General features: G+C 71.2%; 14 protein-coding genes. 10 read left to right on the forward strand and 4 right to left on the reverse strand.

What is annotated here, in order from left to right:
- Positions 1-21 precede the first annotated feature (21 nt).
- The gene (locus tag ACZ6ZQ_RS05070; RefSeq protein ID WP_469767158.1) at positions 22-1,701 is read left to right on the forward strand and encodes a class I adenylate-forming enzyme family protein; all 1,680 of its coding nucleotides are present in this window, start codon (positions 22-24) and stop codon (positions 1,699-1,701) included.
- Between the two features lie 129 nt (positions 1,702-1,830).
- On the opposite strand, the gene ACZ6ZQ_RS05075 is transcribed toward ACZ6ZQ_RS05070, so the two are convergent.
- Complete coding sequence (locus ACZ6ZQ_RS05075; protein ID WP_469767159.1) at positions 1,831-3,099, reverse strand: M6 family metalloprotease domain-containing protein; 1,269 nt, start codon at positions 3,097-3,099, stop codon at positions 1,831-1,833.
- 286 nt (positions 3,100-3,385) lie between these two features.
- On the opposite strand from ACZ6ZQ_RS05075, the gene ACZ6ZQ_RS05080 reads away from it, so the two are divergent.
- Complete coding sequence (locus tag ACZ6ZQ_RS05080) at positions 3,386-4,036, forward strand: TetR/AcrR family transcriptional regulator (protein WP_469767160.1); 651 nt, start codon at positions 3,386-3,388, stop codon at positions 4,034-4,036.
- A gap of 213 nt (positions 4,037-4,249) precedes the next feature.
- Positions 4,250-5,791: an MFS transporter gene (locus tag ACZ6ZQ_RS05085; RefSeq protein ID WP_469767161.1), complete on the forward strand. Its 1,542-nt coding sequence runs from the start codon at positions 4,250-4,252 to the stop codon at positions 5,789-5,791.
- A 77-nt stretch (positions 5,792-5,868) separates the two neighbouring features.
- Here the strand turns inward: ACZ6ZQ_RS05085 and ACZ6ZQ_RS05090 are convergent, their stop codons facing one another.
- Positions 5,869-6,375 (reverse strand): MarR family winged helix-turn-helix transcriptional regulator, encoded by a 507-nt coding sequence (locus tag ACZ6ZQ_RS05090; RefSeq protein ID WP_469767162.1) that lies wholly within the window; start codon positions 6,373-6,375, stop codon positions 5,869-5,871.
- A 149-nt stretch (positions 6,376-6,524) separates the two neighbouring features.
- Between ACZ6ZQ_RS05090 and ACZ6ZQ_RS05095 the strand changes: the two genes are divergently transcribed.
- A complete protein-coding gene (locus ACZ6ZQ_RS05095; RefSeq protein WP_469767320.1) occupies positions 6,525-7,283 on the forward strand; it encodes a dioxygenase family protein in 759 nt (252 codons plus the stop codon).
- A 277-nt stretch (positions 7,284-7,560) separates the two neighbouring features.
- Positions 7,561-9,174 (forward strand): hypothetical protein, encoded by a 1,614-nt coding sequence (locus ACZ6ZQ_RS05100; protein WP_469767163.1) that lies wholly within the window; start codon positions 7,561-7,563, stop codon positions 9,172-9,174.
- A gap of 21 nt (positions 9,175-9,195) precedes the next feature.
- Here the strand turns inward: ACZ6ZQ_RS05100 and ACZ6ZQ_RS05105 are convergent, their stop codons facing one another.
- Positions 9,196-9,720, reverse strand: coding sequence for a GNAT family N-acetyltransferase (locus ACZ6ZQ_RS05105; RefSeq protein ID WP_469767164.1), 525 nt, complete (start codon positions 9,718-9,720; stop codon positions 9,196-9,198).
- A 149-nt stretch (positions 9,721-9,869) separates the two neighbouring features.
- Here ACZ6ZQ_RS05105 and ACZ6ZQ_RS05110 point away from each other — a divergent pair, with 149 nt between their 5' ends.
- Positions 9,870-10,889 carry a sigma-70 family RNA polymerase sigma factor gene (locus ACZ6ZQ_RS05110; RefSeq protein WP_469767165.1) on the forward strand — a complete coding sequence of 340 codons (1,020 nt, stop codon included), beginning with the start codon at positions 9,870-9,872 and terminating at the stop codon, positions 10,887-10,889.
- 77 nt (positions 10,890-10,966) lie between these two features.
- Here ACZ6ZQ_RS05110 and ACZ6ZQ_RS05115 read toward each other — a convergent pair whose 3' ends face one another.
- Positions 10,967-11,971, reverse strand: a complete 1,005-nt coding sequence (locus ACZ6ZQ_RS05115) for a helix-turn-helix transcriptional regulator (protein ID WP_469767166.1) — start codon at positions 11,969-11,971, stop codon at positions 10,967-10,969.
- 63 nt (positions 11,972-12,034) lie between these two features.
- Between ACZ6ZQ_RS05115 and ACZ6ZQ_RS05120 the strand changes: the two genes are divergently transcribed.
- From ACZ6ZQ_RS05120 to ACZ6ZQ_RS05135, 4 genes are all read left to right on the forward strand, one after another.
- Positions 12,035-13,603 carry an MFS transporter gene (locus tag ACZ6ZQ_RS05120; RefSeq protein ID WP_469767167.1) on the forward strand — a complete coding sequence of 523 codons (1,569 nt, stop codon included), beginning with the start codon at positions 12,035-12,037 and terminating at the stop codon, positions 13,601-13,603.
- 263 nt (positions 13,604-13,866) lie between these two features.
- A complete protein-coding gene (locus tag ACZ6ZQ_RS05125; RefSeq protein ID WP_469767168.1) occupies positions 13,867-14,628 on the forward strand; it encodes a DeoR/GlpR family DNA-binding transcription regulator in 762 nt (253 codons plus the stop codon).
- Positions 14,625-15,578, forward strand: coding sequence for a 1-phosphofructokinase (gene pfkB, locus ACZ6ZQ_RS05130; RefSeq protein WP_469767169.1), 954 nt, complete (start codon positions 14,625-14,627; stop codon positions 15,576-15,578). The genes ACZ6ZQ_RS05125 and pfkB overlap by 4 nt, the downstream gene beginning before the upstream one ends.
- Positions 15,575-17,680, forward strand: coding sequence for a PTS fructose transporter subunit IIABC (locus ACZ6ZQ_RS05135; protein WP_469767170.1), 2,106 nt, complete (start codon positions 15,575-15,577; stop codon positions 17,678-17,680). The genes pfkB and ACZ6ZQ_RS05135 overlap by 4 nt, the downstream gene beginning before the upstream one ends.
- The last annotated feature ends 30 nt before the right edge of the window (positions 17,681-17,710 follow it).

Here is a 17,710-nt window from a genome sequence, read left to right on the forward strand (position 1 = left end):
CGCTTAGGGAGGGAACCGAACGTGCCGCACCCCCAGGACTCCGCAGGTCTCGTCCAGGACTACGCGGGTCTCCTCACCGCGCCCGGGGCGCCGTTCGCCGCCGTGGACGGGGTGTACGCGTCCGGGCCGCGCACGCTGCGCGAGTTCGTCGAGGCCACCTGGGCGTTCGGGGAGCGGCCGTTCCTGGTGGCGGAGAGCGGGACGTACACGTACGGGGAGTTCTTCGCGGCCGCTTCGTCGCTGGCAGGGCGGCTCGTCGAGGTGTACGGGCTGCGGCCCGGCGACCGGGCCGTCGTGGCGATGCGCAACCACCCCGAATGGCAGATCGCCTTCTGGGCGGCGCAGCTGGCCGGTCTGGTGGCCGTACCGCTGAACGCCTGGTGGACCGAGGAGGAGTTCGCGTACGCCCTCGACGACTGCGCGCCCGGGGTGCTGCTCGTCGACGGGGAGCGGCTGCCGAGGGTGCAGAAGTGGGCGCATGGGCGGGTACCCGTCGTCGTCTTCCACCACGACGGGCCGGCAGGTGAGGGCGTGGAGCGGTACGAGGACCTCCCTGCCCCCGACCCTGCCGCCGCGCCGCCGGACGTGGAGGTGCGCGCCGAGGACGACGCCACGATCATCTACACCTCCGGGACCACCGGCCGGCCCAAGGGCGCCGTCGCCACCCAGCTCGCCCAGGCCGGGGCCGCGATGAACCCCCGCTACACCGCGGCGGCCTCCGCGCTCGCGCGGGGCGTCCTCCCCGGGCAGGGGCCCGCGCCGGTGAGCCTCATGACCTTCCCCTTCTTCCATGTGGCGGCCTTCACCACGCTGTACTCGGTGATGGCCGTCGGCGGGACGCTCGTCCTCATGCGCAAGTGGGACGCCGGCAAGGCGCTCGCGCTGATCGAGAAGCACGGCGTCACGCACTACTCCGGGGTGCCCACGACCGCGCTCCAGCTGCTGGACGCCGCGGAACGCGAAGATGCCGCGCTGGAGACCCTCACGCACCTCAACACGGGCGGGGCCGCCGCGCCGCCCGGTCTCGTCGCGCGGCTCACCGCCCGCTACGGGCAGCGGATCGAGCCCCGCAACGGCTACGGGCTGACCGAGACCAGCGGGGGAGTGACGGCCAACTTCGGTGCCGAGTACCGGCAGTTCCCCGACAGTGCGGGGCGGCCCACCCCGGCCACCGAGGTGCGGATCGCCGGGCCGGACGGTGAGGCACTGCCGGAGGGCGAGGCCGGTGAGCTGTGGCTGCGCGGGCAGTCCCTGGTGCGCGGGTACTGGGGCGACGAGGACGCGACGCGGAAGGCGTTCACGCCGGACGGCTGGTTCAGGACCGGTGACGTCGCGACCGTACGGGACGGCCGGGTCTCGATCGTCGACCGGCTCAAGGACATGGTCGTCCGCGGCGGCGAGAACGTGTACTGCGTCGAGGTCGAGGCCGCCCTGCACGACCATCCGGACGTGGCCGACGCCGCCGTCCTGGGCGTTCCGCACCCCGTCCTCGGGGAGGAGGTCGCCGCCGTGGTCCAGCGCCGGCCGGGCGCCACGGTCACCGCCGGTGAACTGCGGGCGCACGTCGGCAGGACCCTCGCCGCGTTCAAGGTGCCGGCACATGTCGTCGTGAGGGACGAGTCGCTGCCCCGCAATCCCACCGGCAAGATCCTCAAGCGGGAGCTGCGCGGGCCGCTCGCGGAGCGGCTCGGCAAGGGCTGACCCAGCGGCCCGGCACAAGCTGACCCAGCGGCCCGGGAACGGCTGACCGAGCAGCAGTCCGAAACGGCTGACCGGGGCAGCAGCCGGGAGCGGCTGACCGGGCAGGTCAGGAACGGGTGACCGGGCACGTCAGGAACGGGTGACGCGCACCCGGTAGGTGCCCTTCGCGCTCTCCGACAGCACCGTGATCCGGATCTTGTTGCGCCGGTCGGTGAACGACTCGCCCGGCCGGTACGGGGCGTCCGACAGTTCGGCGTGCACATTGGGCCGCCGGGTGCAGCCGCCGCTGTCCTTGTCGCTGTCGACGACCGACACCGGCCCCTGACCGGTGTCGATGTCCGTCTCGACGCGGTAGACGAGGACCCCCGGCTCGCAGACGGCCTCGTCGTTGCCCGCCCGGGTGCGGACCTCCACGGCGTAGCCGGAGTCGGCGGCGAACGGGACGAAGACCAGTTTGCGGCCGCCCCTGGTGGCCAGCGGGGTCAGCTCGTACTCGCTGCTGCCGGGCTCGGAGGCGCAGCCGACCTGGTTGTTGTCGAGCCAGCCCAGCTTCCATTTGTGCCAGCCGAGCAGATCGTTGTTGGCGCCCCAGTCCTCGGACATGATGTCCCAGTGGCCGACCGCGCCGCCGCCCTCCGAGGTGTAGAGGTCGGGCAGGCCGAAGACATGGCCGTTCTCATGGGGCAGCACCCGGTAGCCCGTCTCGGAGTAGGTACCCGAGCCGTCGTCCTGACGGCTGTAGACGAACGAGGTGTTCCCCAGCGCCACCCCGTCCGCGTAGGGCGCGTCCGGGTTGCCGGAGAAGGTCACGGACAGCACGGTGTCCAGCGCCGAAGGACCCGCGTTCGGCGTGACAAGGATGTTGACCAGGTCGTACGAGCTGAAGTCCACCTGGTGGTCGGTGGCGGCCACGATGTCCTGCACGAGCTGGCGGTAGCCCGGCTCGTACGGTGCGCCGCGCTCTATCCCGTACGCGGCGAACGGCATGGGCATCCGCAGCCAGTGCGCGAGCGGGGCCTCGGGACGGTAGACGAGACGCCCGTACGAACTGGTGGCGTACCAGTGCTCGGTCTGCGGGAAGAACTCCCCGAAGCGGTCCAGGGCGGAGCCCGCCCCCTCCGCGTCCGGGAAGTCGATCATCAGGTTGAGCGCGCGGACCTCACCCGTGGAGCGTGCGTAGCCGGGCGGCGTCGGTACGCCCTCCGACATCTGCACACCCGTGGTGGCGGCGATACGGCACGGGCCGAGCGCCGACTCCTCGGCCGTGGCCACCGGTCCGGCCTGGGCTCGCGAAGGACCTGGGAGGGTCGAGCTCGCCGAGGTCAGCGCGGCGAGGGAGAGCACCGCTGCAGCGCCGAGCACGCCCGGTCTGCGTATCCGGCGGCGGGTGTGCTGCATGCGTCGTCCGCCTTCGGGTCCGCGGCAGCCGGCCGGTCCCGCACTGCGCTCCGTTCGATCAGCCTGGTTCGGGCGGTGGAAGGGCGCGCGCCGGGTGAGCCGATCGTGCGACACGGCGGACAGGCGAATATGTCCCAGGTCACATGGATTCTTTTCGGGACCGGGAAATATCCGGGGAGGGACTCCCCGTTTGCATGAGCGTCCCCACGAACCGGGGACGAGGTCCCCGGTTGTGCGGGGGTGTTGTGACTCGACATGACCAGAGAGCCAGAGAGGGAGTGGAGCCGTGAACTCCGCCACCGACACCGCGGTGCGCCGCGCATCCCGGCCGCGGGCCGACGCGCTGCGCAACCGGGAGCGGATCGTGACGGCGGCCCGCGAGATGTTCGTCGAGTTCGGCCCCGAGGTGCCGCTCGACGAGGTCGCCCGCCGCGCCGGCGTCGGCAATGCGACCCTCTACCGGAACTTCGCGGACCGGGCCGCCCTCGTCCACGAGGTCGTCCTCTCCGTCATGCGCCGCACCACGGACCGGGCGGAGGAGGCGGTCGCCGGGGAGGCGGACCCCTTCGCCGCGCTGAGCCGCTTCACCCACGCCGCCGCCGACGAGCGGATCGGCGCCCTGTGCCCGATGCTGTCCGGCGGCTTCGACCGGGACCACCCCGAACTGCTCGCCGAGCGCGACCGGCTCGAAGGAGCCGTCCAGGGTCTCGTCCGGCGCGCACAGGCCGCGGGCCGGCTCCGTACGGACATCGCCGTCGGAGATCTGATGGTGGCGCTCTCCCAGCTCACCCGGCCGCTGCCGGGCACCGGTTGCCCGGAGTTCGACCAGTTCACCCACCGCCATCTGCAGTTGTTCCTCGACGGACTCGAAGCGCCCGCCCGCTCCGAACTCCCGGGCGCGGCCGTGACCTTGGAGGATCTGCGACGCGAGCCCTGACCCGGGCGGCGGCCCGGCGCGCGCCCTGACCCGTCGTACGCGACTTCCCCGGCCCGCCCCGCACCGACGACATCCCACCCCCGGCTGACGGCAGCCGGCCCCGTACTCACGACAGTTCACCCCCGGCCGACGACAGCCGGCGCCGTACTGACGGCAGTTCATCCCGTACTGACGACCTTTTTCACCACTTCGCACCCTTAGGTGGCTTCCTCCATGTCAAAAACGGCCGAGACTCATCTCCCGGACGCGGTCCGCCCCGATCCGAGTCGCTGGAAAGCGCTCGTCTTCATAGCCCTGGCCCAGCTCATGGTCGTGCTCGACGCGACGATCGTGAACATCGCGCTGCCCTCCGCCCAGCAGGACCTGGGGATCTCGGACGGCAACCGCCAGTGGGTCATCACCGCCTACGCCCTCGCCTTCGGCGGACTGCTGCTGTTCGGCGGACGCATCGCCGACCTGTGGGGCCGCAAGCGCACCTTCGTCGTCGGTCTGCTCGGCTTCGCCGCCGCGTCCGCGCTCGGCGGCGCCGCGACCGGCGAGGCCATGCTGCTCGGGTCGCGCGCCCTGCAGGGTGCCTTCGGCGCGCTGCTCGCCCCGGCCGCCCTGTCGCTGCTCGCGGTGATGTTCACCGACGCCAAGGAGCGGGCCAAGGCCTTCGGCATCTACGGTGCGATCGCCGGAGGTGGCGGCGCGGTCGGTCTGATCCTCGGTGGCTTCCTGACCCAATACCTGGACTGGCGCTGGACGTTCTACGTCAACATCCCCTTCGCGATCGTCGCCGCGGCGGGCGCGTACTTCGTCATCCGCGAGCCGGCCGGCGGCCGTAACCGCTCGCCGCTCGACATCCCCGGCGTCATCCTGTCCACCCTCGGTCTGGTGGCGCTGGTCTACGGCTTCACGCGCGCCGAGTCCGACGGCTGGTCGGACGCGACGACGATCGGCCTGTTCGTCGCCTCCGCCGTGCTGCTCGCCGCCTTCGTCGCGGTCGAGGCCCGGGTGAAGTCGCCGCTGCTGCCGCTGCGCGTCCTGACCGAGCGCAACCGCGGCGGTGTCTACCTCTCGCTCGGTCTCGCCATCATCGCGATGTTCGGCCTCTTCCTCTTCCTCACCTACTACTTGCAGGTCGTGAAGGGCTTCTCGCCGGTCAAGACGGGCTTCGCCTTCCTGCCGATGATCGCGGGCATGATCACGGGCTCCACGCAGATCGGTGCCCGGCTGATGACCCGCGTTCCGCCGCGGCTGCTCATGGGCCCGGGCTTCCTGGTCGCCGCGGTCGGCATGCTGCTTCTGACGCAGCTGGAGGTCGGATCCTCGTACGCCGGCCTGATCCTGCCGGCGCAGCTGCTGCTCGGCCTCGGCATGGGTACGGCCTTCATGCCGGCCATGTCGCTCTCCACGTACGGGGTCGAGGCCCGGGACGCGGGTGTCGCCTCCGCGATGGTGAACACCTCGCAGCAGGTCGGCGGCGCGATCGGCACGGCCCTGCTGAACACCATCGCGGCGTCCGCGACCACGTCGTACATCACCTCGCACGCGGCGGGCGCGACGAGCGCCGAGGCCCAGGAGCTGCTCCAGCTGCAGGGCATGGTGCACGGCTACTCCAGCGCCATCTGGTGGGCCGTCGGCATCCTGGCGGTCTCCGCCGCGATCGCGTTCACCTTCATCAACTCCGGACGGCCCGGCTCCACGGCCGTGGCGTCCTCCGAGGAGGGGAGTGTCGAGGACGAGGTGAAGATCCCGGTCGTCGCGCACTGAGACAGTCGCGCACTGAGACAGGGGTCCGGGGGCGTCGCCCTCGGGCCCCTGTCCGGTCATGCCGGGGGTGAGGCGCCCTAACGCAGCCAGGGGAGGTCCGCGCCGGTGCCGTGCGGCTGGAGTCCCTCGGTCATGATGCGGGTGATCTCGCCCAGCTGGCGCACCTGTTCCGGAGTGAGCCGGTCGAAGATCGCCTGCCGTACGGCCGCGACATGGCCGGGCGCGGCTTTCCGCAGGACATCGAGTCCCTCGTCCGTCAGGTACGCGTTCTGCCCCCGCTTGTCGGAGGGGCAGTCCTCACGGCGCACCCAGCCGTTCTTCTCCAGACGGGCGATCGCGTGCGAGAGCCGCGACCGGGTGATCTTGGCGTCCTTGGCGAGCTCGGTCATGCGCAGTCGGCGGCGCGGTGCCTCGGCGAGCTGGACGAGCAGGCCGTAGTAGATGTGCGGCATACCCGCGTCCCGCTGGAGCTGGCGGTCGAGGCTGTCCTCGAGGAGCGTGGTGGCGTGGAGGTAGGAGCGCCACACGTGCTGTTCCTCGACGGTGAGCCAGCGGGGTTCGCCCGCGTTGGGTGCCGTGTTCATGTATCCACTGTACGACTCATTCTTGAAAGTTTAACTAGATCTGCTTAGTCTGATCCGGACAGGAACTTGAAGGTTCAAGCTTGATTGCCCGGGAGGCTCCCGTGAACACTCCGGACGCGACCGGCACCACCGGCGCCACCGCTGAGCGGATGCCCGCCCTCTATCTCTCGCACGGAGCCCCGCCGCTCGCCGACGACCCGGTCTGGCCCGGCCAGCTCGCCGAATGGTCGGCGTCGCTGCCCGGGCCCAGGGCGATCCTGGTGATCTCCGCCCACTGGGAGGAGGCCCCGCTCGCCCTCGGTGCCACCGGGACCGTCCCGCTCGTGTACGACTTCTGGGGCTTTCCCGAGCACTACTACCAGGTGCGGTACGAGGCCCCCGGCGCCCCCGCACTCGCCGACGCGGTGCGGAAGCTGCTGCGCGGCGCCGGTACGCCCGTGCAGGACATCCCGGACCGCGGCCTCGACCACGGCGCGTACGTCCCGCTCGTCGAGATGTTCCCCGGCGCCGACATTCCCGTACTTCAGGTCTCCATGCCGACGCTCGACCCGCAGCGGCTGATGGAGATCGGACGCAAGCTGGCTCCGCTGCGCGACGAGGGGGTGCTGATCGTGGGCAGTGGGTTCTTCACGCACAATCTGGCGGCTTTGCGGCACGCGGGCGGTGTGCCCGGCTGGTCGGCCGAGTTCGACGACTGGGGGCAGCGGGCGCTCGCCGCCGCAGACGTGGACGCGCTGCTGGACTTCGAGCGCAAGGCGCCGGCGGGGAAGCTGGCGCACCCCCGAACCGAGCACTTCGCGCCGCTCTTCGTGACGCTCGGAGCTTCCGAGGGGGACCTGTCGAGCGGCCGCAGTGTCATCGACGGCTTCTGGATGGGGCTGGCGAAACGGTCGGTTCAGTTCGGCTAGGGCCTGTCTTCCGGATCCGGCCCGGTCTTCTGGACCCGGCCCGGTCTGCCGGATCAAGCCCGGTCTTCTGGATCGGGCCGGATCTTCCGGATCAGGCCGGAGCCCGCCGAGATCGCCCGGCAAGATCGCCCGGGCAGGACCTGGACCCGACCAGGGTCACGCGGACGGTGGTGGCCTGCCGCGACACGTCTCCCGCGGGGCCGGGAGAGGGCCGAATGCCTGATAAAAACCGGATCAAGCTGACGAAACACCTGAATCCGGTGAAGGGCAGAGACGCGTGAACCCCACCCCCAAAGCCGATGCCGCGTCCGCGTCACGGGCGGTGCCGTCCGCCGTGGGGTGGCGAGAGCGCTCCTGCGACCTCCCCAACCCCCGCCCGGCTCTCGTCCGCCCCCCGGAAGCCGAACCCGTCCGCTGGAACGCCGATGCCGCAGCGCGAGCTGCCGTGTGGTCCGCGGTGCTGCTGCTGACCGTTCTCCTTCTGCTGCTGATCCAGCGACTGCCGTGGAACGGTGACCTCGGCCTCCACGCCGCGACGATCGACCGGCTGCGCAGCGATCTGTTCCATCCGGGCAGCCCGCAGGTCGACGCCGACACCGACAGCCCGTACTACTCGCCCTGGACCGTGCTGCTCGCCCTGGTGGCCAAGGCGACCGGAGCCGGCACCTTCACGATGCTGCGGTTCGCAGCCCTGATCACGCTCCCTCTGCTGCTCACCGGTATCGCGCACTTCACCAGGACGCTCAGCGCCCGCCGGGCCGCGCCTCCCCTGGCCCTGCTCTGCCTGCTGCTGCTCTGGGGCCCGCCGCTGCTGGCGTGGAGCGGTTTCCTGGAGCTCGGCTCACTGGCGCTGGTCATCTCGTACCCGAGCACCTTCGTTGTCGCGCTCTCCTTCCACTTCTGGGCACTGCTCACCAAGGCGCTGCGCACGGCGGCGTCCTGGACGGCCTTCCTGGGGCTCGGTCTGATGTGGGCAGTGATCATGCTCAGCCACCAGTTCTCGGGGGTCGTCGCGACCTTCGGGGCGCTGGCAGTGCTGCTCGCCCGACGGCCGTGGCCCGCCAAGGAGACCTGCCTGCGGCTGGGGGCGGGCCTGGTGCTCGGCGTCGTGGTGCTCGCCGTGTGGCCGTACTACTCGTACTTCTCGCTGTTCGGCTTCGAGGGGCTGGAGGACATCCACGAGCCGCTGTACGAGGACATGTTCGCGCGCTTCGGCCTCGCCCTTATCGGGGTCGTCGCCCTGCTGTTCCGGTGGCGGCGGGACAAGCGCGACCCGCTGGTGGTCCTCTTCGTCCTGGGTGCGCTGATGGTCGCGGCCGGAGGTATCACCGGCCACTGGTCGTGGGGCAGGGCGCTGCCCGCGGCGATCATCCCCGCGCAGCTGGCCATCGCCCTGGCGATCGCGGACGCCGGGAGCAAGGCCGTCCGCAACGCTCTCGCGGCGGTCACAGGCGTCGCGCTGCTGTTCGGGGCATGGACCCAGTCCACCGCCCTCGGCTATGTCTTCGTCGGCGAGGCGCTGCCCGAGGCCGTACGGGCCAAGGCCTGGCCGTCCTGGGAGGGCCGCGAGTGGGTGACCCGCCATGTGAAGCGCGGCGACACCGTCATGACGGAGCACCGCACCAGTCTGATGCTTCCGGCATACGGCATCTACACCGTCGCCCCCGGCTTCGACGACATCTTCCTGCCGGACCAGGAGGAACGGCATGCCGCCGTCGAGCGCTACTTCGCCCACGACACATCACGCAAGGAGCGGCTCGGCATCCTGCACCGCTACAACGCCGAGTGGGTGCTGCGGTGGAGCAACGAGGGCGGTCTGCCCGCGGACGACCCGGCGCTGCGTCTGGTGGGGTGGGGAAACGGCCAGATGCTGTACAAGGTGGTGGACTGACCGGGCGGCCGCCCGGTCCGGCTACGCGGTCAGCTTCTTCTCGTACCAGGCCACGTCCCAGTACTCGCCGAACTTCCGCCCGACCTCTCCGTAGGTGCCGATGTGGCGGAAGCCGAAGCGCTCGTGCAGCTTCACCGAGGCCTCGTTCGGCAGGGCGATCCCCGCGTAGGCGCGATGCAGGTCCTCGTCCGCGAGGGCCTCGAACAGCGCCTTGTAGAGGAGCGTGCCGATCCCGCGGCGCCCGGCGTCGGGCGCGCAGTAGACGCTGACCTCCACGGACGTCGAGTACGCGGCCTTCGGGCGGAAGGCGCTGCTGGTCGCGTAACCGAGGATCCGGCCGGAACGGGCATCCTGAGCAACCAGAAGGCGGTGCGGGCCGTCTTCAGGGTGGGAGCGCAGCCAGGGGAGGCGTTGCTCGGGGGTGAACACGGCGGTGTCAAAGGTGACGGCCGTGTCCCGCACGTAGTGGTTGTAGAGCTCCGTCAAGGCCGGGAGATCGGCTCCCGAGCCTGCCCTGACCTGCACCTCCGTGTGCTCCGGCAGCATCCGTCCTCCTGTCGCGGCGGCACAGGGTACTGCAAGATCACAAAAATCCATGCACCGCGTGGGAATTCTGTCCGGTTTCCAGTCGTTGTTTCCGTCGGATGCAGGGCACCCGGTAAGGGTGTCGCGACCTACTCAGCAAGGGAGCACGCATGGCAACCCGTGCCGTCGCCCGTCGTCAGTCCGCCTCCGCTGGGGCCGATGGGGCGAGCAGTGTTCGCGCCGTGGGCGGGGAGATCGCCGACCGCGACCTGGTCGGCATGTATCTCGACGAGATCGCGCGCACACCGCTGCTCGACGCCGCCAAGGAGGTCGAGCTCTCCCAGACCATCGAAGTCGGGGTGTACGCCCGGCAGATTCTCGACGGAGCTGTGACATCAGCCGCCGCCGAGGCGGGCGAGGGCGACGCCGGTGCCACGCGCGAGGAGCTCGAGGCCCTGGTCGCCGAGGGCGAGCGCGCCAAGGACATCTTCATCAAGTCGAACCTGCGCCTGGTGGTGGCTGTTGCGCGGCGCTATCCGCGCAGCGGTCTGCCGCTGCTGGACCTGATCCAGGAGGGCAACGCCGGCCTGGTGCGGGCGGTGGAGAAGTTCGACTACGCGAAGGGATTCAAGTTCTCGACGTATGCGACGTGGTGGATCCGCCAGGCCATCACGCGCTCCATAGCCGACCAGTCCCGGACGATCCGGCTGCCCGTCCACCTGGTGGAGGAGCTGGGCCGGATCCGCCGTGTCCAGCGGGAGTTCAACCGTGAGCACGGGCGCGAGCCCGAGCCCGCCGAGGTCGCCGAGGAGCTGGGTTCCACCCCGGAGCGGGTCATCGACGTGCTGGACTGGGCCCGCGACCCGGTCTCGCTCAACATGTCGGTGGACGACGAGGGCGAGACGCAGTTCGGCGATCTGCTGGAGGACACCTCCGCGGTGTCGCCCGAGCAGTCGGTGATGACGCTGCTGCGCAGCGAGGAGCTCGACGACCTGATCGACAAGCTCGATCACCGCACGGCGTCGATCATCCGCATGCGGTACGGCATCGAGGACGGCCGTGAGCGCACGCTGACGGAGGTCGGCAAGGAGCACGGCCTGACGCGCGAGCGCATACGCCAGATCGAGAAGCACGCACTGCTGGAGCTGAAGCGGATGGCCCGGGACACGGGCTTCGACGCGGCGGCTTAACGAGGTGGGGGGCTTCGCCTCCCACGTCCCGAGCGGACCCCGGCACCCTTCCCCCCCCGGTGTCGGGGTCCTTGTCGTCACGGGTCGGCACGGTCGTCACGATCGTCACGCCCCCGGGGGCAGCTCGCCGCCCGGGTGAGCCGGGCTCCGAGCTCCGTGAGGTAGTCGGACAGCGGCGCCGGGCCGTGGACCGTGAACTCGCAGTCGACGAGCGCCAGTCGCAGGGCCAGCCACTCCAGCGAGTCCTGTGACCGGGTGCGCAGCCGGCAGGTGCCGGGACCGGTCTGCTCGGGCGCGCCGAGGTAGTCCGGCAGGCGGGCGGCGACGAACTCCGCGGGCGCCTCGAAGCTCACGTCCAGCGCGTGCTCCGGCTGTTTCCGGGACATGGAGTGGGAGAGCAGTTTCGAGGCGTCCCAGCCGGCCGGCACCTCGCGCGGCGTGTAACGGGCCCCCGTCGCAAACGGATCGCTGACCCGGTCCACCCGGAACGTACGCCAGTCGTCGCGCCCGTTGTCGTACGCGACCAGGTACCAGCGCCGCCCCGTCGAGACCAGCCGGTACGGCTCGACCAGCCGCTTCGTCTCCGCACCGTCGCCCGAGCGGTAGCCGAAGCGCAGCCGCTCCCGGCCGGTGACCGTCGCCGCGATGGCGGTGAGCGTGTGCGGGTCGACGGTCGCTCCGTCGCCGCGGGTGAAGGGGATCATCGCGTTCTGGAGCGTCGACACCCGGTGCCGCAGCCGCGACGGCAGCACCTGCTCCAGCTTCGCCAGGGCGCGTACGGATGCCTCGTCGACGCCCTCGATCGCATGGCCGGCGCCCGCCCGGAGCCCCACCGCGATCGCGACGGCCTCCTCGTCGTCGAGGAGCAGCGGCGGCATGGCCGCGCCCGCGACCAGCCGGTACCCGCCGACCGCACCTCTCGTCGCCTCGACCGGATAGCCGAGATCGCGCAGCCGGTCGATGTCCCGGCGGATCGTCCGCGGGCTGACCTGGAGCCGCTCGGCAAGCTCGCTGCCCGGCCACTCGCGCGGGGTCTGGAGGAGGGACAGCAGATTCAGCAGTCGTGCCGGTGTGTCTGTCATACGTTCCAGACTGCCCACCTTCTAGGACATCAGCTGACCTATATCCCGATTAGCTTCCTCCTCATGAGCTCCCACGACGCCGTACGGGATACGGCCCCCGTCTCCGCCCCCGACTCCGCTGCCGCTGCCGACCGGCGCCGCTGGATAGCCCTGGCGATCGTGATGACGGCCGCCTTCATGGACCTGGTCGACGTCACCATCGTCAACATCGCGATCCCGTCGATCGAGCGCGATCTCGGCGCTTCGTTCGGCGCGATCCAGTGGATCACCGCCGGCTACGCGCTGGCGTTCGCCGCCGGTCTGATCACGGGCGGTCGGCTCGGCGACATCTTCGGCCGCAAGCGGCTGTTCCTGATCGGTATCACCGGCTTCACGTTCGCCTCCGCGCTGTGCGGTTTCGCCTCCGGCGTCGAGATGCTGGTCACCGCGCGACTGCTGCAGGGCGCGATGGCCGCGATGATGGTGCCGCAGGTGCTCGCGATCATCCATGTGACCTTCCCGCCGCACGAGCGCGGCAAGGTCTTCGGCATGTTCGGCGCGATCGTCGGGCTCGGGGCCGTTTCCGGTCCGCTGCTCGGCGCGCTGCTGACCCAGTGGAACCTGTTCGGTCTGGAGTGGCGGCCGATCTTCCTGATCAACCTGCCGGTCGGTATCGCCGGCGTCCTCCTCGGCCGTAAGTTCATCACCGAGTCGCGTGCCGAGAAGGCACTCCGCCTCGACCTGGTCGGCGTCGCGCTCGCCACGCTCGGCCTGCTGATGCTGATCTACCCGCTTACGCGCGGCCGTGAGCTGGACTGGCCGCTGTGGGGCCACCTGTGCATGGTGGGCAGCCCGTTCGTGTTCGCCGTTTTCGTGGCGTACGAGAAGCGGAAGACGCGCAAGGACGGCTCGCCGCTCGTCGAGTTGTCGCTGTTCAAGGTGAAGAGCTTCGCCGCCGGTATCGCGGTCCAGCTGACCTTCGGTGTCGTCATGGGCATCTTCTTCCTGGTCTGGACCCTGTACATGCAGGTCGGCCTGGGTTGGAGCCCGCTCAAGGCGGGTCTGACCGGTGTGCCGTTCTCCATCGCCGTGTCGCTCGCGGCCGGGATGTCCGTACAGAAGCTGGTGCCGCGTTTCGGGCGGAAGGTGCTGCAGGCGGGTGCGCTGACCATGGCGGCCGGGCTGCTGGTCTACATCTGGGAGGCCGGGCGGTACGGCACGGAGATCCACTCCTGGCAGATGATCGCGCCGCTCGTGATCATGGGTCTCGGCATGGGGCTCATCGTCGCTCCGCTGACGGACGCGGTGCTGTCCGATGTCCCGCGTGAGCACGCCGGTTCGGCGTCCGGGCTGATCAACACCACCACGCAGATGGGCAACGCGCTGGGGCTGGGCCTGGTCTCGGTGGTCTTCTTCGGGGTCATCGACGACAAGCGGCCGGCGTCGCCGGGCGAGGTCGGTGCGGCGTTCTCGGACGCGTTCCAGGGCTCGCTGTGGTGGGTCGTGGCGGTGCTTGCGGTGATCTTCGTGGTGATGTTCGCGCTGCCGGCGCGGCCGAAGCAGCACCTGGAGGGCGGAGCGGCCGTCAGCGAGGCCGGGGCGCCGGACGGCGAGCTGCCGGAGGGCGAGCGGGAGCCGGCGCTGACGCACTGAGCGCACGCAGCGACGAGGGCCCGGTGCCGGGGACGTTCCCCGGTGCCGGGCCCTCGTGTGTGCCGAGCCGCCCTTGCCCGTGCCGGGGGCCGCTCTTGCCGGTGCCGGTGCTGGTGCCGGCGGCCGCAGTGGACGCCGGGGTCGCCGCGTGTGCAGGGCCCGAATGTGTCCGTCCGTTGCCCGAGTCTGTTTACTTTGCGCTAATCGGGGCGTAGTCTGGCGGAGAAACCACAGGTTCGGGCATGGAATGGACGTAAACCCACATGTACGCTCCCGAGCGCCAGCAGCAGATCCTCCGGCTCGCCCGTGAGGGCGGGCGGGTCGAAGTGCTGTCTCTCGCCGACGAGTTCCAGGTGACCGCCGAGACCATCCGGCGCGATCTCAAGGCGCTCGACCGGGCCGGGCTCGTCCGGCGCGTGCACGGTGGAGCCATCCCGGCCGGGCGGCTCGACTTCGAGCCGGACCTCTCCGAGCGGGAGTCCACCGCCGCCGACGAGAAGGACCGCATCGCGCGGGCCGCGCTCGCCGAGCTGCCCGAGGACGGCAGCGTCATCCTCGACGCCGGCTCCACGGTGGCGCGGCTGGCGGCGGCCTTCCCGCTGGAGTGCTCGCTCACGGTCGTCACCCACGCGCTGCCCGCCGCCGCCCGGCTCGCCGACCACCCCGGCATCGACCTGCATCTGGTCGGCGGCCGGGTCCGGCAGCGCACGCGCGCCGCCGTCGATGCCTGGGCGCTGCGGGCGTACGGGGAGATCCGCGCCGATGTCGTCTTCCTCGGGGCCAACGGCTTCTCGGTGGACGGCGGGCTGACCACGCCCGACCTCGCCGAGGCCGCCGTCAAGCGCGCCGCCGTCTCGGCGGCGCGGCGCGTGGTGCTCCTCGCCGACTCCGCCAAGCACGGCGAGGAGCACTTCGCCCGCTTCGCCGGCCTCTCCGACGTCGATCTCCTCATCACCGACAGCGGGCTCAGCCCCGAGGACGCCGCGGCCATCGAAGCCGTGGGCACGGAAGTAGTACGTACATGATTCTCACCGTCACGCCGAACCCGTCGCTGGACCGGACCTACGAGGTCCCGGCCCTCGAGCGCGGCGAAGTGCTGCGAGCCACCGGCGAACGCATGGACCCCGGCGGCAAGGGCGTCAACGTTTCGCGGGCGGTCGCGGCCGCCGGGCGCCGTACCGTCGCCGTACTGCCGCTCGGCGGAGCGCCCGGCGCGCTCGTCGCGGAGCTGCTCGCGGGCGAGGGGATCGAGGTCGCGCCGGTGGAGGTCGAGGGTGCGACGCGTTCCAACATTGCGCTGGCGGAGCCGGACGGCACCCTGACGAAGATCAACGCGCCGGGTCCGAGACTGACGCCCGCGGAATCACGGTCCTTGCTGGCGGCGGTCTCCGCACACTCTTCTTCCGCGGCCTGGATCGCCTGCTGCGGCAGCCTGCCGCGCGGCCTCGCCCCCTCCTGGTACGCCGAGCTGGTCGCCCTCGCCCATGAGTCGGGCGCGCGGATCGCCCTCGACACGTCCGGGCCGTCCCTGCTCGCCGCGCTCTCCGCCCGCCCCGATGTCGTCAAGCCGAACGCCGACGAGCTCGCCGAGGCGGTCGGCCGCCCGCTGGCCACGGTCGGCGACGCCGTGAAGGCTGCGGAGGAGCTCCGCTCGCTCGGTGCGGGAGCGGTGCTGGCCAGCCTGGGCGCGGACGGGCAGCTGCTCGTCTCCGGCACGGCTGTCCTCTACGGCGCAGCATCGGTCGCCGCCGTGCGGAGCAACGTCGGCGCCGGTGACGCGTCCCTGGCCGGCTTTCTGGCGGCCGGCGGAGAGGGCGTGCCCGCCCTGGTCGCCGCGGTCGCCCACGGCGCCGCCGCCGTGCAACTTCCGGGCAGCGTGATGCCCACGCCGTCCGACCTCGATCCCGCCGCGGTCCTGGTGACCGCGGACGTCCCCCTGGACCGCGCACTCATGGAGCAAGGGAGCCCGCGATGAGCGACATGATCACCGCGGACCTGGTCGACCTCGACCTGGCCGCCGCAACGAAGGAAGAGGCGGCCCGTTCGCTCGCCGAGCGCATGGTCGCGCTCGGCCGCGTCACCGACCTCGACGGCTTTCTCGGCGACGTCGCCGCGCGCGAGGCCCAGATGCCGACGGGCCTGGACGGCGGCATCGGCATTCCCCACTGCCGCAGCACGCATGTCTCCGAACCCACCCTGGCGTTCGGCCGCCCCTCCACCCCCGTCGACTTCGGCGCCCCTGACGGCCCCGCCGATCTCATCTTCCTGATAGCGGCGCCCGCCGGTGCCGACGACGCCCACCTCACGATCCTCTCCTCCCTCGCTCGTCGCCTGATGGACGCGGACTTCACCTCCGCCCTCCGCGCGACGGCCTCGACGACCACTGCCGCGGCGCTCGTCCGCGGCGACATCGAGCCGTCCGAGGCGGCGGCCACCGAGGCGGCGGAGGCGGCGGCCACGGCGGTGGCGGATGCGGCGCCAACGGCGGCGTCCACCACGGCCGTTGAGGGCGAGGGGCCGGCGGAGGAGGCTCAGGAGGGCCTCGTTGGTACTGGGGGCCCCGGGGGGCCGGCGGAAGCGGCCGAACGGTTCCGGATCGTCGCCGTCACCTCCTGCCCCACCGGTATCGCCCACACCTTTATGGCCGCGGAAGCTCTGGAACGGGCCGGCCAGGAAGCCGGTGTCGAGGTCGCCGTCGAAACCCAGGGGTCCGCCGGATTCACCCGGCTCGACCCCGCCGTCATCGCGGGCGCGGACGGAGTGATCTTCGCGCACGACGTTCCCGTACGGGAGAGGGAACGGTTCGCCGGAAAGCCCGTCGTGGACGTCGGTGTGAAGGCCGGGATCAGCCGGGCCGGCGAGCTCATCGCCGAGGTACGGGACAAGGCTACCCACCGGGACGAGGCCGCCCGCGGCGAGGTGACCGACGCCGCGGAGCCCAGCCCCGTCGAGCGCGGCGGCGAGCCCGGCGAGGGCTACGGCACCAAGCTCCGCAAGTGGCTGATGTCCGGCGTCAGCTACATGATCCCGTTCGTCGCCGCAGGCGGCCTGCTCATCGCCCTCGGCTTCGCCATCGGCGGCTACGAGATCGCGAATGCCAAGTCCGTGGCCGACGTCTTCGTCTGGGGCGACCACACCAGCTGGGCCGCGCTGCTCTTCCAGATCGGCGGGCTCGCGTTCAGCTTCCTGATCCCGGTCCTCGCCGGATACATCGCGTACGGAATGGCCGACCGGCCCGGCCTCGTCCCGGGCTTCGTCGGCGGCGCGATCGCCATCACCATCAAGGCGGGCTTCCTCGGCGGACTGGCCGCCGGACTGCTCGCCGGCGCCGTCGTCCTCGCGATCCAGAAGGTCAAGGTGCCCGACGTCCTGCGCGGCATCATGCCGGTCGTCGTGATCCCGCTGGTCTCCTCGGTGGTCGTCGGCTTCCTGATGTTCCTGGTGATCGGCAAGCCGCTCGCCACGCTCCAACAGGCCCTCACCAACTGGCTGAACGGCCTCACCGGAGCCAACGCGATCATCCTCGGCGTGATCCTCGGCCTGATGATGTGCTTCGACCTGGGCGGTCCGCTCAACAAGGTCGCCTACACCTTCGCCGTCGGCGGCCTCGCCAACGCCACCGACGGCTCCCTCAAGGTCATGGCGGCCGTGATGGCCGCGGGCATGGTGCCGCCGCTGGCGATGGCGCTGGCGACGACCGTGCGCGGCAAGCTGTTCACCAAGGCCGAGCGCGAGAACGGCAAGGCGGCCTGGGTGCTGGGCGCTTCGTTCATCACGGAGGGCGCGATCCCGTTCGCCGCGGCCGATCCGCTGCGGGTCATCCCGTCGGTGATGGTGGGCGGCGCGGTCACCGGCGCCCTGTCGATGGCTTTCGACTGCACCCTGCGCGCCCCGCACGGCGGCATCTTCGTGGTCCCGCTGATCGGCAACCCGTTCCTCTACCTGCTCGCCATCCTCGCCGGCACCACGGTCAGCGCGGGTCTCGTCATCCTGCTGAAGGGCATGCGCAAGACGTCAGAGGCCGCTCAGTCCGCCCCTGCCGCGGCCGAGAAGCCCACGGTGGTCGCGGCGGTCTGAGGCGCGCCCCGGGCCTGCGGCGGTCCGAGT

It is taken from the genome of Streptomyces sp. NPDC053673 (genome assembly GCF_055585225.1).

What these genes read in the sequence shown, in the direction of transcription:
- ACZ6ZQ_RS05075 (WP_469767159.1), bottom strand. Translation starts at nt 3,099, where the DNA reads ATGCAGCACACCCGCCGCCGGATACGCAGACCGGGCGTGCTCGGCGCT.
- ACZ6ZQ_RS05085 (WP_469767161.1), top strand. Translation starts at nt 4,250, where the DNA reads ATGTCAAAAACGGCCGAGACTCATCTCCCGGACGCGGTCCGCCCCGAT.
- ACZ6ZQ_RS05090 (WP_469767162.1), bottom strand. Translation starts at nt 6,375, where the DNA reads ATGAACACGGCACCCAACGCGGGCGAACCCCGCTGGCTCACCGTCGAG.
- ACZ6ZQ_RS05095 (WP_469767320.1), top strand. Translation starts at nt 6,525, where the DNA reads ATGCCCGCCCTCTATCTCTCGCACGGAGCCCCGCCGCTCGCCGACGAC.
- ACZ6ZQ_RS05105 (WP_469767164.1), bottom strand. Translation starts at nt 9,720, where the DNA reads ATGCTGCCGGAGCACACGGAGGTGCAGGTCAGGGCAGGCTCGGGAGCC.
- ACZ6ZQ_RS05110 (WP_469767165.1), top strand. Translation starts at nt 9,870, where the DNA reads ATGGCAACCCGTGCCGTCGCCCGTCGTCAGTCCGCCTCCGCTGGGGCC.
- ACZ6ZQ_RS05115 (WP_469767166.1), bottom strand. Translation starts at nt 11,971, where the DNA reads ATGACAGACACACCGGCACGACTGCTGAATCTGCTGTCCCTCCTCCAG.
- ACZ6ZQ_RS05120 (WP_469767167.1), top strand. Translation starts at nt 12,035, where the DNA reads ATGAGCTCCCACGACGCCGTACGGGATACGGCCCCCGTCTCCGCCCCC.
- ACZ6ZQ_RS05125 (WP_469767168.1), top strand. Translation starts at nt 13,867, where the DNA reads ATGTACGCTCCCGAGCGCCAGCAGCAGATCCTCCGGCTCGCCCGTGAG.
- pfkB (WP_469767169.1), top strand. Translation starts at nt 14,625, where the DNA reads ATGATTCTCACCGTCACGCCGAACCCGTCGCTGGACCGGACCTACGAG.
- ACZ6ZQ_RS05135 (WP_469767170.1), top strand. Translation starts at nt 15,575, where the DNA reads ATGAGCGACATGATCACCGCGGACCTGGTCGACCTCGACCTGGCCGCC.